Here is a 16,257-nt window from a genome sequence, read left to right as displayed (position 1 = left end):
GGGGACCCGCTTAAGAGTTAGCGGTTTGAGCCGCTTTCTTTTGCCTACTTTTCTTTGCGGCAGGCAAAGAAAAGTAGGTGCCTGCCCCGCACAGGGGCGACGCTAATAGACCGATAACAAATCAAGGAAAGGCCAACGCCGTAGGCACACAGACACTCCCGTCGACGCCAATAGACCAATAACAAATCAAGGAAAGGCCCACACCGCATGCACCCAGAAACTAAGCGCCCAGCTGGCAAAAAAACCACTAAAAAGCCAACACCGCAGGCAAACACCCAAGCGCCGCGCAGGCAAAAAAACCCATTTTTATCACCTTTTCGGCACCCCCTCCTTCCACTCCCCCCAATGCATAACAATATCCTGCACAACCGGATTCCCACTCCTAAACAAATTCTCAATAGCGATCGTAAAACCCCCTTGCGCAGCATAGTTCAGCAAATTATCCGCACTAGTCTGCCCATCATAAGGCCGATCAAAATCAGACCCAGCCCGCAGCACCGCAACGCGATTCAAATCCACCTTATGCACCGAGGCCGCGCGCTTAAGCGCCTCATACGTAGCGTTATCCTCCTGCTGCGTCGTGCAATAAACCCCCTTGTTATCAGTCAATATTTTGGTCCAATCGCGTGCCCGCTGCCCAAGCAGCGTCCCTGACCACCACGTGTCCCCGGCCAGCGTATCGCATTGAATCACAGCAGGCGGCCGATTCGCCGGCGCATAAGAATACTTGGCCCGCGCAGCCTGAGCCTGAGCATCGTCGGAAAGCACAACGCTACGCGACAAGGCAAACGCCGTATCGGCAAGCTGGGGGTTCAACTGAAACACCTCCGTCCGATAATCAAGCGGCGGCTTGTCCGTCGGACTCGTGGTATTGATCCCAAGGTACCCGGTATTCCAGCCAGGCGGAATCTCCCGCCCGTCGATCTCCCACTGAATCCCAAAGTCGACCAGATACTTCGCCCACGCGGCGGATCCCACCGTACCCTGCTGCGGATCGATCCCGGCAATCCCCGCAACCATAAAATACGTATGCCGTAAATCGAAACGCGGCGAGAAGGTCAACGCCATGATCGACGCGGCAGCATTGGTATGCCCCATCCCCGTGGTCATGACACACACCTCCTGTTTGTTGCAATGAACCGTCGGGTAATCGGGCGACAGGCCATCCACCGGAATCTCACGCCATGGCCCCAGCCGATCGAGCCACACCTGCCCCTCCGGCCCAAACATCGAAACGATCATCACCTTGACCGGCCGCCCATGCGAGCCGCCATCGCCTTGCGAGAAACCGTCGTTGTCGTCCGCGCTGGCGGGCCCGGATGTGAACGCGGCGCAAGCCGCGAGCGTCATTGCGCAGGTTGCGCCAAGTGTGCGAGTCAGCATCGCGATCCTTCCTTTTTTGCCTGTGATGCGGATTGGGAAAAGGTGCTGCTTTTAAACCGAAAGAAGTATAGGTGCGAAGAAATTATTTGCCACTACGGGTTGCCGCATACTGCCGCCATGGAACGCCGGCGACCTGCCCGCGCACGACGCAACCGGGATGCAAGCGAGGCAAGCGAGGCACGAACGCGGCACGTTCGAGCCGCCTGCGAGGCCGCCAGCACGTCGATGCAACCGTTTCTATAATGGAGGGCCTCAGCACGCACCGCGTTTGTGCACTTCAACCCAGGAGCACCACGATGGATTATGTGAAACTCGGCCGCACCGGCCTCGATGTATCGCGTCTTTGTCTCGGCTGTATGAGCTATGGCGTGCCCGCTCGCGGTACCCACCCCTGGTCGCTCGACGATGAAGCGGCGCGTCCCTTCATCAAGCAGGCACTCGACCACGGCATCAATTTCTTCGATACCGCCAACGTCTACTCAGACGGCACCAGCGAGGAAATCGTCGGCCGCGCGCTGAAGGACTTTGCGAAGCGCGACGAAATCGTGCTGGCTACCAAGGTCCATGGCCGCATGCATCCGGGTCAGAACGGCGCAGGTCTGTCGCGCAAGGCGATCATGGCGGAAATCGACAACAGCCTGCGGCGCCTCGGGACGGATTACGTCGATCTGTATCAGATCCATCGCTGGGACTACGGCACGCCGATCGAAGAAACCATGGAAGCGCTGCACGACGTCGTGAAGGCCGGCAAGGCGCGCTATATCGGCGCATCGTCGATGTATGCGTGGCAGTTCGCCAAGGCGTTGCATGTGGCCGAAAGCCACGGCTGGACGCGCTTCGTGACGATGCAGAACTACGTGAACCTGCTGTATCGCGAAGAAGAGCGCGAGATGCTGCCGCTGTGCGAAAGCGAAGGCATCGGTGTGATTCCGTGGAGCCCGCTGGCACGCGGACGCCTGACGCGCGACTGGAACACCGAAAGCGCACGCTCGGAGACCGACGAATTCGGCCGCACGTTATATGCGCATACCGAAGACGCGGATCGGCGAATCGTCGAACGGGTGAGTCAGATCGCCAAGGAGCGCGGCGTGCCGCGTGCGCAAGTCGCGCTAGCATGGGTGTTGCAGAAGAAGCCGATCACCGCGCCGATCGTCGGTGCGACCAAGCTGCATCATCTGGACGATGCGGTCGCGGCGCTGTCGCTGAATCTGAGCGCGGACGAAATCCGTCAACTGGAAGAACTGTATGTGCCGCATGCAGTGGCCGGTTTCAAATAAGCGGCCACTGCGCCCACCGGCGGAGGACGCAAAAGTCTGAACCCAGACCGATGTGAAATCCGCCGGCCTTCAATGTACCGGCGTGCCTCGCCAGACAAGCTAAAACATCAACCCCGCGGCACGTCCGGTTCAAAAAACACCCAGCGCACTTGCGGAAACGCCGCTTGCAAGTCCGCTTCGATCACATTGATTGCATCGACCATCGCGCGGCCACTCGCGTAGTCGACCATTTCCGCCTGCACCGCCACCACCACGTGACGGCCCCACTGCAGCGTAATCATGTTGATGATGCCGCGAATCTCGGCGCGCGCGCGCAAATGCGCCTCGATCGCGCGGCGCACTTCCGGGCTCGCCGATTCGCCGACGATCATCGACTTCACCTCGCGCGCCACCAGCCACGCAATTACCATCAGCAACACACCCACGCCGATGGAACCCAGTGCGTCATAGACGGGATTGCCGGTCACCATGGTCAGCAGCACGGCGACGAAAGCCATCGCGAGACCCGCTAACGCGGCGATGTCCTCGCCCGCCACCACCAGCAGCTCGGACTCGCGCGTTTCGCGAAACCAGCGCCACATGCTTGTGTCGGGGTGCGTCTTGCGGATTTCCTTGACCGCCCCCCACAACGAAAGGGCTTCCAGCACCACCGAAACGCCAAGCACGAGCAGCGCCACATACGCATACTGCAACGGCTCGCGCACAAACAGACGATGCACACCCTCGTACACCGAAAACGCGCCGCCGACAAAGAACAGCAGCAGTGCCACCAGCAACGAATAGAAATTGATCTCGCGGCCACTGCCCATGGGATGCAACGGACTCGCCGGTTTGCGCGCCTCGCTCAGGCCGAACAGCAGCAGCAGCTGGTTACCGCAGTCGGCGGTCGAGTGAATGGCTTCGGCGAACATCGAGCCGGAGCCGGTGAAGGTGGCCGCAGCGAACTTGCAGATGGCGATGCCGAGGTTGGCGGCGAGCGCATAGAAAATGGCTTTCGGCGATTCTTCTTTCATCGTCGTGGAGGGGATCCGTGAGTTTGCAGAACGCTTTCGGTTGGCAGTAGTTCGTATTATGGACATGCCAGACGGCATGCGTCCAACCCCGGCGCTGTTTTGCACCGTATTCTGCAACGGTTCCCCTGGCCGGCCTCGCGTCGTGTTATGCGCGCTCCAGCGCGGCCATCTCCCGCACGATCACCAGCAGCATCGACAGGCTCGCACCGCCCGTGGCCCGCAGGTCGGCAAGCAGGCGCGCATAGCGCTCCAGTTGCACGGCGCGCTTCTCGCGCCACGTCTGGACCAAGGCATCCGGCGTCGACGCTTCATCCGCGCCGGCCAGAACGCTCGTGGTCAACGCGCGTTTCAGGCGGGCAAGTTCGGCCAGCGCCGTGGCGCGCGCCAGCATGTCCCAGTGCGTGGGTGTCGACAGCGCCGCCGCGCGCTCGCTGATCCAGCTGTAGTTCAGCAGCGTGCCGAGCGCGAAGTAGACGCCCGCCGCGAGTTCGAGACTGCGCCCGCAGGTCGATGCCACCTCGGCGATGTCGAGCAAGGCCGCCGAGATTTCGCCGCTCGCGATCCGCACCGCCAGTTCGCTATCGACGCCCGCGTCCACGAGCACCCGTTGCCGCTCCGACAGCGCCTCGAGATCGGCGGCGGGCAGCAGCACGGGCCATTGCGCAGCGAGGCGCTGCGCCGCGTCGCGGCAACGTGCAAGCAAACCGGCGACATCGCCGTCGCTGATCGCGCCCGATTGCAAGTGCCGCAGGAACCACAGCGCCGAGCGTTCGACGAGCCGCGCCACTTCAACGAACATCCGCGCCTGCACATCGTCGGCGACACGGTTATCGAGCGCGTCGATACTGCGCCACACGTCGTCGAGATCGAACACGTCGCGCGCCATGATGCAAGCCCGCACAATATCGCCGGGCTTCGCATCGGTCTCTTCCATCAGGCGATGCACGAACTCGCAGCCCACGCGATTCACCAGCGCATTGGTCAAATGCGTGGCAAGGATTTCGCGCCGCAGCGGGTGGCGTTGCATCGGTTCGCTAAAGCGTTGCCGCAACGGCTTCGGAAAGTACTCGATCAGCATGTCGCTGACGAGCGGGTCTTCCGGCATCGACGATTCGAGCAGCGCGTCGTACAACCACATCTTGCTATAGGCAAGCAGCACCGCGCGCTCGGGCGTGGTCAGCCCTTGTTTCGCGGCCTGGCGTTCCGCGACTTCCTCGTCGGTCGGCAGGAATTCGATTACGCGGTTGAGGCGCCCCGCGCGTTCGAGGTAACGCATCAACCGAGCTTCGGCATCGAGCAATTCGACGCCGTAGCGGCCCGCGATCGAGAGCGCCTGGGTCTGGTAATAGTTGTCCTGCAACACGAGCAAGCCGACTTCATCGGTCATTTCCGCGAGCAGTGCATTGCGCTGCTTCTCGGTCATTTCACCGTCGGCGACGACGAGGCCCAGCAGAATCTTGATGTTGACCTCGTGGTCCGAACAGTCGACACCCGCGGAGTTGTCGATCGCATCGGTATTGATGCGGCCGCCGCGCTGCGCGAATTCAATGCGCCCGAGTTGCGTGAGACCGAGATTGCCGCCTTCCGCCACGACCTTGCAGTGCAGGTCGGCACCATTGACACGGATCGCATCGTTGGCGCGGTCGCCGACCTGCAACTGGGTTTCGCGGCTCGCCTTCACATAGGTGCCGATGCCGCCGTTGTAGAGCAGATCGACCGGCGCCTGCAAAATAGCGCGCATCAGTTCAGCGGGCGCGAGCGCCGGCGCGCTGATGCCAAGCACCGACTGCACCGCCGGCGACAGCGGAATCGCCTTGGCCGAGCGCGGAAACACGCCGCCGCCCGCCGAGATCAGCGAAGGATCGTAGTCGGCCCAACTCGACCGATCCAGAACGAACAGGCGCCCGCGTTCGGCAAGGCTTACCGCCGGATCGGGATTCGGATCGAGAAAGATATGCCGATGATCGAACGCGGCGACCAGTTTGATATGCGGCGACAGCAGCATGCCGTTGCCAAACACATCGCCCGACATATCGCCGACGCCCACCACCGTAAAGTCGGTGGTTTGCGTATCGATGCCCATTTCACGGAAATGCCGCTTGACCGACTCCCACGCGCCGCGCGCCGTGATCGCCATTTTCTTGTGGTCGTAACCGACTGAACCACCCGACGCGAAGGCGTCGTCGAGCCAGAAACCATATTCCTGCGAGATCGCGTTCGCGTAATCGGAGAAGGTGGCCGTGCCTTTGTCGGCAGCGACGACCAGATAGGGATCGTCGGGGTCGTGACGCACCACATCCGGCGGCGGCACCACCGCCGTGCTCGCGAGGTTGTCGGTCAAATCGAGCAGGCCGCGCAGGAACGTCTGATAGCAGGCGATGCCTTCACGCATCCACGCATCGCGTTCCGTCTGCGGCGGCGGGTTCTTCACGACGAAGCCGCCCTTCGAGCCGACCGGCACGATCACCACGTTCTTCACCATCTGCGCCTTCATCAGCCCGAGCACTTCCGTGCGGAAGTCCTCCCGGCGATCCGACCAGCGCAGCCCGCCGCGCGCAACGCGGCCGCCGCGCAAATGCACGCCTTCCACCCGCGGCGAATACACCCAGATTTCGAACATCGGTTTCGGTTCAGGCAAACCGGGCACTTGCGCGGGATTGAACTTGAATGACAGATACGGTTTCGGATGACCGTCGGCGTCGAAACGATAGTAGTTCGTGCGCTGCGTGGCCTTGATGACACCGAGGAACTGCCGGAGTATCCGGTCCTCATCGAGATTCGGCACCTGATCGAGCGCGCTGTCGATCGTCTTCAGCCAGCCGTCGACGCGCCCCTCGCGCGTTTCGCCGAGCACGGGATCGAAGCGCGCGATGAATAGCTCAACGAGCATACGGGCAATCGCCGGATTGCCGGTCACCGCGCGTTCGATATACGCGTCGCTAAAGGTCGAGCCCACTTGCCGCAAGTACTTGGCATAGGCACGCAGAATCGTCACCTCGCGCGCATTCAGTTGCGCGCGCAACACCAGGCGGTTGAAATCGTCGCTTTCGATTCCGCCGGTCCACACCTGTTCGAACGCGTCTTCGAATAGATCCTTCACGCGTTCGATATCGAACTCCGCGTCGTCCGCGAGTTCGAGGCCGAAGTCGTGAATCCACGCGGGCGTGGCGTCGGGCGCTTCGATCAGATAAGGCCGCTCTTCGTCGACACGCACACCGAGATGTTCGAGCATCGGCAAACTGCGCGACAACGCGATGGGCGAGCCAGCGCGATAAACCTTGAAGCGAAACGCGCGCGGCCCGGCTTCGATCGGGCGGTACAGGTTCATCGCGAGCCGCTCGCTGCCCTGCACGCGTTCGATCAGCTCGATATCGCGCACGGCCGTACGCGCCGGATAATCGTCGCGATAGCCCGGCGGAAACGAATCCGCATAGTGTTGCAGGAGACGGTTGCCCTGCTCCTCGCCGAATGCGTCGAGTAATGCATCGGCAAGATCGTCCTGCCAGCGGCGCGTGACATGCACGAGGCGCGCTTCGAGCTCACGTGTATCGACAGTGGGCATGCCACCCGGCTTTGCATGCACGACGAAGTGAATGCGCGCGAGGGTCGACTCCGACAACAGCGGCGTGAACTCGACACTTTCCCCATTGAATGAATCGGCCAGCAGGTTGGCAATGCGCTGCCGCAGATCGGTGTTGTACTTGTCGCGCGGAACGAACACGAGACACGACACGAAGCGGTCGAAACGGTCGCGCCGCACGAACAGCCGCGTGCGCTGATGTTCCTGCAAACGCAGCACGCCGAGCGCGATATCGTAGAGCTGGTTTTCGTCGGCCTGAAACAGTTCGTCGCGCGGATAGGTTTCGAGCACCGTCACCAGAGATTTGGCCAGATGACCCTTCGGCAGGAAACCGGCCCGCCGCACGATGTTCGCGCATTTGCGCCGCACAATAGGAATCTCCGCGGCCGACACCAGATACGCGGTCGACGTATACAGGCCGATGAAACGCCGCTCGCCGGTCACCTTGCCGTCCGCACCGGTCAGCTTGATGCCGACGTAATCCAGATAGCCCGGCCGATGCACCGTCGCGCGCGAGTTGGCCTTGGTCAGAAAGATCGGCGAAGAGCCGGCGATGATATCGGCGGCCGCCGGCGGCAATGGCGTGACTTCAGCGGCGCCTTCGGGACGCAGCGCGTCACGCAGAATGCCGAGGCCGGAGCCCGGCACCGCGCGCAAGCCGAAGCCGGTGTCCTGTTGCACGAGTTCATAATCGCGCTGGCCGAGAAAGGTGAAATGATCGGCCACCATCCATTCGAGAAACGCCCGGGCTTCGAGACCTTCGGGCCCCGCCTCGCCGACCTTCATCCCTTTGATGGTCAGGCGCGCGAGTTCGACGATCTTCGGCCAGTCTTCTACCGCCGCGCGCACGTCGCGCAACACCTTCGCGATCTCCTCACGCAACGCGTCGAGCTTCGCTGCGTCGCCGCAACGGTCGACTTCGAAGTGAATGAACGAGGCGAGCTGCGAGCGCGTGTCGGCGGCCTCTTCGGCGCCCTGACCGACGCGCGCGATGCTGCCATCCGGTCCGCGCCAGATGCGGAATACCGGATGCACGACGGAATGCAGCGCGAGCCCCAGGCGATTGACCGCCATTGACACCGAATCGACCAGAAACGGCATATCGTCGTTGACGATCTCGATCACCGTATGATCGGAATGCCAGCCGTGCTGTTCGAGTATCGGGTTGTAGACGCGCAGCCGTTCGCTGCCGGGTACGAAGCGCTGCGCGGTTTGCCAGTGCGCGAGCGCCGCGCCATAAAGATCGGCGATCGAGCGGCTCTGCAGATCGTCGGCATCGACGAAATCGTAGTAGCGCCGCAAGAACGGTTCGACGACGTTGAAGGTCGGCTCCGGCAAACGCCCACGTGCAAATTCAACGACATCGTTTAGCAGGTGCGTGACGGCTTCTTCATTCTTTGCTTGCATGATCAACTCCCCCGGCGGGCGGCAATAGCGAGTATCGCTTGATTCGCATGCATCGTCTGAACGGGGATTATGCGCCTGCCGTCCCGGAAAGCGATGCGCGAGCTCACCTGGGTTATACCCGTTGCCCGTGGCAGCGCTGCGGCAGTGCCGCCGTCTGTTTAAAGCGCGGCTTTCGGCTCACCGGCCTCATCTATCAGCCACGCGTGAACCTGTTCGCTGGTCCACGCCGGGTCGTCGTGCGGCAGGTCGTGACCGGCTCATTGATGCTCGCGATGCGCTGCGCGCCACGCCGCCGCGAGTTTGACCGAACACACCGGATCGACCAGCTTGTCCGCGCGTGAAGAAAGAATCAGTAACGGGCAACGCGGCTTCGCGGGCGCCGCACTGAAGCGCGCGGCGGCCCAAAGCTGCCGCGACGCATTGCCGCGGCTCACCGGCGCGCTGCGGCGAATCTCGCTCCATGCCTCGAGATCCGCGTCGAGCGTTTCGACGTTATTGCACGTCAGCCGATGAATGCCGCTTTCCGCGCGCCGCGCGTCACGCCAGTGGGCCGCCACGCCCAGCAGGCCCGGCCATGCGGAGGGACGCAAGCGCTCGTGCATGCGGCTGAACGGACGCATGCTCGTATTGATCAGCACGAGCCGCTCGATCTCGCCGGGATGCCGTTGCGCCCAAGCGGTCGCGACCATGCCGCCCAGCGACATCGCCAGCACGCGGTAGGGCGCTGCCGCTCCGCTTTGCAGCGCAGCAATCCGCACGAAGCCCACCATATCCTCGCCGCCGCCGGTGCGGGCAAGTTCGCGAACTCGCCGTTGCCGGGCAGATCGAGCAGCAACAGCCGGTCGATGCCGGGCGCCTCGCGCAGCAAGCCCGGCAAACGCCCCCAATGGCGTGTTTCGCGCGTCAGTCCACACAGCAGAATCCACGTGTTCATTGCGCTTCCGGTTTGGCCCAGTGGTCGATCGCGCTATGCAGCAATTGCTCGCGACGAGTGCCTTGCGGTAGCCACCCACATGCCGCCCGGATTGACGGTCGGCATAAAGATCAGACGAATCGATTGCAACTGCCGCACCAGCAGTTCGTCCCATTCCAGCCGCGCGAGCAGCGTGCGCATGTAGTCGAGCACGAGTTGCGAGCCGATCCGTTCGAGCCCGTGAATGCCGGCAAAAAAACCAATCGCCGGTGCGAGCGGGTCGGTCGAACCGATGCTCGCTGTGTGCACGGCGAATTGCCGGCCACGCACCGTCGTTTCGCAGACAGTGCGGATCTCGAAGCTGGCGCTGCCCTGATCGAGGATCGTCTTGAGATCTTCGTACTCCGCAAAACTGTCGGGAAGAAAGCTCAAAGGCTGCATGACGACGTCGAAAGAAACTGCAAGGTTATTGGGGACGGCACGCCGGATGACGCAATATAGCCTGGCTGCCGGCGGTCATGCATAGCTGGTGGTTCCCGAGGCAGATCGTGTCATACGTGTGTCACTTTCCATTCGAACGGATGACTTCTATCCGACTTTTTCGCGACGCAAAAGTGACACACGAAGATATAGTCGTCTAGACGTTGCGACACCTTCACTCAACCGTCACAGTCGCTTCCTAGAATGTGCTCCACACATGCCGGCAATGGCCGGATGCATCCAGGGGTATTTATGGAAGAAATTCGGGAAGCAATTCGTATCGAACGGTTGAGCAAGACGTTCGGCAACGGCCGCAAGGCGCTGGACGAAATCGATCTGCGTGTCGAGCCGGGCGAAATGGTTGCGTTGATCGGTGCCTCGGGTTCGGGCAAGTCGACGCTGCTGCGCCATATCGCGGGCTTTACGCCCTCGGACGCGCAGCCCTCGCAGATCGCGATTCTCGGCCGGCCGATCCAGCAGAACGGCCGCATCGTGCGGGAAGTGCGCAGCATTCGCCGCGATATCGGCTTCGTGTTCCAGCAATTCAATCTGGTGAACCGGCTTTCCGTGGAGAGCAACGTGTTGATCGGCGCGCTCGCGCGGCTGCCTTTGTGGCGCCGTCTCACCGGACGCTTTCCTGCTGCCGAGCGGGCGCTCTCGCTGGCCGCGCTCAACGAAGTCGGCATCGGCAGCCATGCGCGCGAACGCGCCGCCAACCTCTCGGGCGGCCAGCAGCAACGCGCGGCCTTGGCGCGTGCGCTGGTGCAGCGCGCGCGCATCGTACTCGCCGACGAACCGATCGCCTCGCTCGATCCCGAATCGTCGCGCCGGGTGATGGAAATGCTGCGCACGCTCAACGTCGAGCATCAACTGACGGTACTGGTCTCGCTGCACCAGGTCGATATCGCGATGCAGTATTGCCCGCGCACGGTTGCGTTGCGACACGGCAAGGTGGTCTACGACGGCCCTTCCACCGCGCTTACGCCCTCCCTGCTCAAGAAACTCTACGGCGACGACGCCCGCGAACTGCTCGATCAGGACGCCGCCGAAAGCAATGCCGCTGATACGGCCGGCAACACCGGCACCACGACACAAGACCCCGTACCCGCCTCGACGCGTTATGCGTTCGCCCTCAAACCGGCGCACTCGAGCTAAGCGCGCCCATTCATTCTGTTTACTCAACCGGACCTCAAAGCGATGAAATTCCTGCGTTCATTGATCACGCTGACCGTCGGCGCGGCCGCATTCGCCTGCGTCGCCACCGCACAAGCCGAGGACATCAATCTCGGCATCATCTCGACCGATTCGTCCTCCGTGCTGAAACAGCGCTGGGAACCGCTGATCGACGACATGAACAAGCAGACCGGCCTGAACGTCAAAGCGTTCTTCGCGACCGACTACGCCGGCATCATCGAAGGCATGCGCTTTAACAAGGTACAGGTCGGCTATTTCGGCAATGCGTCGGCGATCGAAGCAGTGGATCGCTCGCAAGGCGAAGTGTTCGCGAAGGTGCTGTATGCGAACGGCAATGCCGGCTATTACTCCGTGCTGATCACGAACGTGAACAGCCGCTTCAAGACGCTCGACGACGTGTTCAAGAATACGAAGGACGTTAACCTCGGTTTCGGCGATCCGAACTCCACGTCGGGCACGCTGATCCCTGGCTATTACCTGTTCTCCAAACACAACACGCCGGTCAACACGTCGTTCAAGACGGTGCTGCCGTCGAGCCACGAAGCGAATCTTCTGGCCGTGGTGAACAACAAGATCGACATCGCGACCAACAACAGCGAAATGCTCGACACGCTGAAGCAGCAGCATCCGGACAAATTCGCGCAAGTGCGCGTGCTGTGGACCTCGCCGCTGATTCCGTCCGACCCGCTGGTGTGGCGCAAGGACCTGCCGCAAGCCACCAAGGACAAGATCCGCAACTTCTTCGTGAACTATGGGAAGACCGATCCGCATGAAAAGGCGGTGATGGCCGCGATTACCGGTTACGCGGGCTTCGCCGCATCGACGAATGAGCAGTTGTTGCCGATTCGCCAGGTCGCGTTGTTCCAGCAGAAGCAGAAGGTCGAGAGCGATACGCATCTTTCCGACGGCGAGCGCAAGACCCAGCTGGCCGCGCTCGATGCGCAGCTGAACGCACTCAACACTGCCGTCGCCAAGCAATGAACTCGGCTGATCTGATCACGTCGCCCGCGCGTGCGAGCGAAGCGCTTGCCGCGCAGACGGCACGCGCTGCCGCCCCCGCCGCGGGCAAGCGCAGCTGGCTGTCGCTCATCGGCTGGATCGCCGTGCTTGCCGTGTTGGGTGGCGCGTGGCACGGCGCCGATATGCGGCCGTGGGACCTGCTCTCCGACTCCGGCAACATGGGCGAGTTCGCCAAGGACTTCTTCCCGCCGGACTTCACCGAATGGCGCAGCTATTTGCACGAGATGATGGTGACGCTCTCGGTGGCGGTGTGGGGCTCGGCGCTCTCGCTGGTATGCGCGGTGCCGTGCGGTCTGATGTCCGCGCACAACATGGCGCCGATGTGGGTCGTGCAACCGATGCGCCGTTTGATGGATGCGTGCCGCGCGATCAATGAAATGGTCTTCGCGATGCTGTTCATCGTCGCGGTGGGACTGGGTCCGTTCGCCGGCGTGCTGGCGTTGTGGGTCCACACCACCGGCGTGCTCGCCAAGCTCTTCGCCGAAGCGGTCGAGGCAATCGATCCGCGTCCGGCCGAAGGCGTGCGCGCCACCGGCGCGACCAGTCTCGACGAAATCATTTACGGCGTACTGCCGCAAGTGCTGCCGTTGTGGATCTCGTACGCGTTGTATCGCTTCGAATCGAACGTGCGCTCGGCGATGGTGGTCGGCATGGTCGGCGCGGGCGGGATCGGCGTGGTGCTGTACGAGGCAATCCGCTCGTTCGATTACGCTCAGACGGCCGCTGTGTTGATCATGGTGATTGTGGTCGTGTCGGCGATCGACCTGGCGTCCGCCTGGCTGCGCGAACGCGTGACGTGACCGTTCGCGGTTCCTGAGTGCCGGGGGGCGGCGAGATGCGATTTCGCCAACCCCCGTCCTCGTCGCTGCGGCACTGGGAGTCCGCGTGTGAGAGCCCCCCAAGCTCACGCGAACTGCACAAGCTTCTCATCAATCGCCTCAGCCAACGTATTGAAAGCCGGCGCGATTTCCTCGTCCGGCACGCACGCATAGCCGATCAGCAAGCCCGACGGCGCCAGCGACGGTTGCGCGTAATACCCCGACAAAGGCCGCACGACGATATTGCGCTCGAGCGCCGCGGCAGCCACCGCGCGGTCGTCACTGCCCTCGGGCAATTGCATCACCAGATGCAAACCGGCGTCGCCGCCCACCGCCGGCAGCGCATCGCCATAACGGCGCGCGGCGGCGTCCAGCAAGGTCTGGCGACGCTGCCCGTACAGCGTGCGCATCTTGCGGATATGCGACGTGAAATGCCCTTCCGCGATGAACTCAGCGAGCATCGCCTGCTGCAGCAACTGCCCTTCCCGATACAACTCCGCGCTCGCGGTCGCAAAGCTCTCGGCCAGCGCTTCGGGCACGACGAGGTAGCCAATGCGCAAGCCCGGAAACAGCGTCTTGCCGAAGCTGCCCACGTAAATCACCTGCCCTGACGTATCCAGACCTTGCAGCGATGCCAGCGGCCGGCTGCCGTAGCGGTATTCGCTGTCGTAGTCGTCCTCGATGATCCAGCACTGGTTCTGCCGCGCGTACTCGAGCAACATGCGCCGCCGCGCGAGACTCATCACCATGCCGAGCGGATATTGATGCGACGGCGTGACGAGCATCAGCTTCGGCGGCTGCGCAAGATCGTCGGCGGAGGGATTGATGCCTTCTTCGTCGACGGCGATCGGCCGCGATTGCAGGCCGGACACGTGCAGCACGCTGCGCACGCCCCAATAGCAAGGGTCTTCGGTCCAGATCACATCGCCGGGATCGGACAGTAGACGCACAGCCAGATCCACTGACTGGTGGATGCCGGTCGTGATGATGATCTGCTCGGGCGTACATCGCACCGAGCGCGAAGTGCGCAGATAGTCCGCCAACGCGTGCCGCAACGAAGCCAACCCGCCGCCCGGCGCGTAAGTCAACAAATCCGGGCGCAGCCGGCGCCAATACTTGTTGTGCAGGCGGCTCCACACCCGCGCCGGAAACTTCGTGACATCCGGCACTCCGGGCATAAACGCGCCCCACTGCCGCTTCGAGACCCCGGCCCCCGCGATGAGCCGCGCGCCACGCGTCGACAACGCGCGGTTGCCCCGCAACGGCAGTGGCGGCGGCGAGGGTAATGACTCGAGCGCCGCAGCGGGCGCTTCGGCGTCGGGCACGCCGACGATCTCGTCAGGCGCGCTATCGGCGACGAACGTGCCGCGGCCGGTTGCCGAACTCACATAGCCTTCGAGCACCAATTGCTCGTAGACCTGTGTGACGGTATTGCGCCCGATGCCCAATTCCTGCGCCAGCAGCCGCGACGACGGCACCTTGCTGCCCGCCGGCAATTCGCGCGACAGGATCGCCTGTTGCAACAGCCGATGCAGCTGACGATAGATCGGCTGGCCGTTGCCACGGTCGAGGCGCTGCGCCAGCCAGTCGGACAAAACGCTCGCGCGCATGATTGGCTCCTACATTTTTATTGAAATGGCTCTGAAGTTAAGAGCCAAATCTCATTATAGTCGCTGCATATGCTGCGCTGAGCGCGCAGCGTCCGCAGGCGGCCCCCGCCAGCGGCCCGCAAAACCGAGGAGCGAAGGAGACGACCATGAAGAATGCTGAACTGAAGAGCCGCAAAGACGCTGCCACACCGCGCGGCGTCGGCGTGATGTGCGATTTCTACGCCGAGCGCGCCGAGAACGCCGAGTTGTGGGACGTCGAAGGCCGGCGTTTCATTGACTTCGCTGCGGGTATTGCCGTGTGCAACACGGGCCACCGGCACCCGAAGATCCTGGCGGCGATCCGCGACCAGCTCGATCATTTCACGCACACCGCGTATCAGATCGTGCCTTACGCGTCGTACGTCGAACTGGCTGAAAAGATCAACCAGCGCGCGCCGGGCGACTACCCGAAGAAAACCGCGTTTTTCACGACCGGCGCCGAAGCGGTTGAAAACGCGATCAAGATCGCGCGTGCCGCGACTGGGCGTCCGGGCGTGATTGCGTTCACGGGCGGCTTCCATGGCCGCACGATGATGGGCATGGCGCTGACGGGCAAGGTTGCGCCGTACAAGATTGGCTTTGGTCCGTTCCCGGCGGACGTATTCCATGCGCCGTTCCCGAATCCGCTGCACGGCGTGACGACGGCCGATTCGCTGAAGGCGATCGAGTTTCTGTTCAAGGCCGATATCGATCCGAAGCGCGTGGCGGCGATTATTTTCGAACCGGTTCAGGGCGAAGGCGGTTTCTATCCGGCGCCGGCTGAGTTCGTGCGTGCTCTGCGCAAGCTGTGCAATGAGCACGGCATTTTGCTGATTGCCGATGAAGTGCAGACGGGTTTTGCCCGCACCGGCAAGTTGTTTGCAATGCATCACTATGACGTGGTGCCTGATCTGATGACGATGGCCAAGAGCCTCGCGGGCGGCATGCCGTTATCGGGTGTGGTTGGACGAGCTGACGTGATGGATGCGGCGGCGCCTGGTGGTTTGGGCGGCACGTATGCGGGTAACCCATTGGCGGTTGCGTCGGCCCATGCTGTGCTCGATATCATCGATGAAGAGAAGCTTTGCGAGCGCGCTACTGTTCTGGGTGATCGGATCAAGGCGAAGCTGATCGCGTTGCAGAGCGAAGTTCCGCAGATCACCGATGTGCGCGGGCCGGGTGGGATGGTCGCGGTTGAGTTCTGCAAGGCAGGTGGGACGGAGCCGGATGCTGACTTCACCAGGCGGGTGCAGGTGTTGGCGCTTGAGCGCGGGTTGTTGTTGCTGGTTTGTGGTGTGGATTCGAATGTGGTGCGGTTTTTGTTCCCGCTTACGATTCAAGACTCCGTCTTTGATGAGGCAATCGGGGTTTTGGAAGCGGTGCTTAAGGAGAGTGTTGCTGTGGCTGTTTGATGGTTTTTTGGCCAGCGCGGCGCTTTGTTTCTGTATGCCTATGGCGTTGGGCTTTCCTTGATCTGACTTTTTTGGCCTTTCCTTGATCTGACTTTTTGGCCTCTCCTTGATTTCTTAGTGGTCTATTAGCGT

At 62.3% G+C, this 16,257-nt stretch carries 9 protein-coding genes and 2 pseudogenes; 5 read left to right on the top strand and 6 right to left on the bottom strand.

Annotated elements, in window-relative coordinates; all coding sequences use genetic code 11:
* Window positions 1–309: 309 nt before the first annotated feature.
* The gene (locus tag QOC89_RS20070; RefSeq protein ID WP_323046620.1) at window positions 310–1,383 is read right to left on the bottom strand and encodes a purine nucleoside permease; all 1,074 of its coding nucleotides are present in this window, start codon (window positions 1,381–1,383) and stop codon (window positions 310–312) included.
* 296 nt (window positions 1,384–1,679) lie between these two features.
* Between QOC89_RS20070 and QOC89_RS20065 the strand changes: the two genes are divergently transcribed.
* Window positions 1,680–2,660 carry an aldo/keto reductase gene (locus QOC89_RS20065; RefSeq protein WP_323046619.1) on the top strand — a complete coding sequence of 327 codons (981 nt, stop codon included), beginning with the start codon at window positions 1,680–1,682 and terminating at the stop codon, window positions 2,658–2,660.
* 107 nt (window positions 2,661–2,767) lie between these two features.
* Here the strand turns inward: QOC89_RS20065 and QOC89_RS20060 are convergent, their stop codons facing one another.
* From QOC89_RS20060 to QOC89_RS20045, 4 genes and pseudogenes are all read right to left on the bottom strand, one after another.
* Window positions 2,768–3,673: a cation diffusion facilitator family transporter gene (locus tag QOC89_RS20060; RefSeq protein WP_323046618.1), complete on the bottom strand. Its 906-nt coding sequence runs from the start codon at window positions 3,671–3,673 to the stop codon at window positions 2,768–2,770.
* A 145-nt stretch (window positions 3,674–3,818) separates the two neighbouring features.
* A complete protein-coding gene (locus QOC89_RS20055; protein ID WP_323046617.1) occupies window positions 3,819–8,660 on the bottom strand; it encodes an NAD-glutamate dehydrogenase in 4,842 nt (1,613 codons plus the stop codon).
* Between the two features lie 158 nt (window positions 8,661–8,818).
* Window positions 8,819–9,594, bottom strand: a pseudogene (locus QOC89_RS20050) (alpha/beta fold hydrolase).
* A gap of 66 nt (window positions 9,595–9,660) precedes the next feature.
* Window positions 9,661–10,014 (bottom strand): annotated as a pseudogene (locus tag QOC89_RS20045) (M14 family zinc carboxypeptidase); the annotation flags it as partial.
* 291 nt (window positions 10,015–10,305) lie between these two features.
* Between QOC89_RS20045 and phnC the strand changes: the two are divergent.
* From phnC to phnE, 3 genes are read left to right on the top strand one after another with little or no spacing between them, the layout of a single operon-like run.
* Complete coding sequence (phnC, locus tag QOC89_RS20040; protein WP_323046616.1) at window positions 10,306–11,208, top strand: phosphonate ABC transporter ATP-binding protein; 903 nt, start codon at window positions 10,306–10,308, stop codon at window positions 11,206–11,208.
* A gap of 42 nt (window positions 11,209–11,250) precedes the next feature.
* The gene (gene phnD / locus QOC89_RS20035) at window positions 11,251–12,228 is read left to right on the top strand and encodes a phosphonate ABC transporter substrate-binding protein (RefSeq protein WP_323046615.1); all 978 of its coding nucleotides are present in this window, start codon (window positions 11,251–11,253) and stop codon (window positions 12,226–12,228) included.
* Window positions 12,225–13,067: a phosphonate ABC transporter, permease protein PhnE gene (gene phnE, locus QOC89_RS20030; protein WP_323046614.1), complete on the top strand. Its 843-nt coding sequence runs from the start codon at window positions 12,225–12,227 to the stop codon at window positions 13,065–13,067. The genes phnD and phnE overlap by 4 nt, the downstream gene beginning before the upstream one ends.
* A gap of 104 nt (window positions 13,068–13,171) precedes the next feature.
* On the opposite strand, the gene QOC89_RS20025 is transcribed toward phnE, so the two are convergent.
* Entirely contained in the window at window positions 13,172–14,695 is a 1,524-nt protein-coding gene (locus tag QOC89_RS20025) for a PLP-dependent aminotransferase family protein (RefSeq protein ID WP_323046613.1), read from the bottom strand.
* A gap of 146 nt (window positions 14,696–14,841) precedes the next feature.
* Between QOC89_RS20025 and QOC89_RS20020 the strand changes: the two genes are divergently transcribed.
* Window positions 14,842–16,125, top strand: a complete 1,284-nt coding sequence (locus QOC89_RS20020; RefSeq protein ID WP_323046612.1) for a 4-aminobutyrate--2-oxoglutarate transaminase — start codon at window positions 14,842–14,844, stop codon at window positions 16,123–16,125.
* Window positions 16,126–16,257: the final 132 nt, after the last annotated feature.

Source organism: Paraburkholderia sp. (assembly GCF_034668105.1).
Taxonomy (GTDB): Bacteria; Pseudomonadota; Gammaproteobacteria; order Burkholderiales; family Burkholderiaceae; genus Paraburkholderia.
The sequence above is the reverse complement of the archived record's forward strand: the minus strand, read 5'-3'. Positions and strand labels throughout refer to the sequence as shown.

Excerpts from the sequence above, each read along its gene's own strand:
- QOC89_RS20055 (WP_323046617.1), bottom strand. The coding sequence starts at position 8,660 with ATGCAAGCAAAGAATGAAGAAGCCGTCACGCACCTGCTAAACGATGTC.
- phnD (WP_323046615.1), top strand. The coding sequence starts at position 11,251 with ATGAAATTCCTGCGTTCATTGATCACGCTGACCGTCGGCGCGGCCGCA.
- QOC89_RS20025 (WP_323046613.1), bottom strand. The coding sequence starts at position 14,695 with ATGCGCGCGAGCGTTTTGTCCGACTGGCTGGCGCAGCGCCTCGACCGT.
- QOC89_RS20065 (WP_323046619.1), top strand. The coding sequence starts at position 1,680 with ATGGATTATGTGAAACTCGGCCGCACCGGCCTCGATGTATCGCGTCTT.
- QOC89_RS20060 (WP_323046618.1), bottom strand. The coding sequence starts at position 3,673 with ATGAAAGAAGAATCGCCGAAAGCCATTTTCTATGCGCTCGCCGCCAAC.
- QOC89_RS20070 (WP_323046620.1), bottom strand. The coding sequence starts at position 1,383 with ATGCTGACTCGCACACTTGGCGCAACCTGCGCAATGACGCTCGCGGCT.
- QOC89_RS20020 (WP_323046612.1), top strand. The coding sequence starts at position 14,842 with ATGAAGAATGCTGAACTGAAGAGCCGCAAAGACGCTGCCACACCGCGC.
- phnC (WP_323046616.1), top strand. The coding sequence starts at position 10,306 with ATGGAAGAAATTCGGGAAGCAATTCGTATCGAACGGTTGAGCAAGACG.
- phnE (WP_323046614.1), top strand. The coding sequence starts at position 12,225 with ATGAACTCGGCTGATCTGATCACGTCGCCCGCGCGTGCGAGCGAAGCG.